The organism is Peribacillus sp. P4_C12 (genome assembly GCF_056402095.1).
Window position 1 is genome coordinate 1 of the sequence record NZ_JBFUIB010001079.1, and the last position, 722, is coordinate 722.

The following is a 722-nucleotide window of genomic DNA, read 5'->3' on the forward strand; positions in this document are numbered from 1 at the left end:
GATCAGAGAAACTATGCAGCAAAAAATATTAATTACGTTTCAATTTTTTGTTATTAAACTTTGTTCCCTATTCTGTTGTTAAAACACTTGCTATTGTAGGGTAAATTTCACTTTCAGTTCCGTTAAACTTTTTAGTGAAAACAAAATAGCATGTTGGAAATGAAAGCAATAGATTAAATGGATTAACATTTTCAATTGTCTTTTTTATATCTCCATAAGAATTGAGAACATTAAATTTATTTCCTTATACCTTCAATTTATTTGATAAGTCTTTACTTCTTCTTCCTATTTTTAATGGACGGTGAGTCCGGGTTTTCAAATAAAATGATAGGTACCCTGTTATTAACACGATGACAGTTGAAACAATAAGGACAATACATCCAGTTTTAACCTGTATGCCGGGTTGATTCAAAACCATTGTTAACTCCCCGTTAACCACTTTGGGAATATCAAGATACGTAAAAGGGGATAGGTAGGAATAATCTTCTAGAATTTGGGTGCTGACTACATATCCTACTGTAAAAATTGCGATTGTAGCTATATAAATAGTAAATGTATTCTTTAAAAAGATGGATAGAAAGTTCGATAAAACAAGTATCAACAGTAAAATAAGGAAAACTAGAAGCATACTTTCCCATAAATAATTACCTAAAGCTAAAAAGTGAAAGCCACCGTTTTTAGATACATGCCCTGTATAGGATACCGATTCAACAATGCTTGTG

1 protein-coding gene is annotated in these 722 nt (G+C 31.0%); it reads right to left on the reverse strand.

What is annotated here, in order from left to right; all coding sequences use genetic code 11:
• Window positions 1-244: 244 nt before the first annotated feature.
• On the reverse strand, window positions 245-722 hold a 478-nt coding region (locus tag AC1DUW_RS31430; protein WP_477644523.1), incomplete at its 5' end, for a hypothetical protein.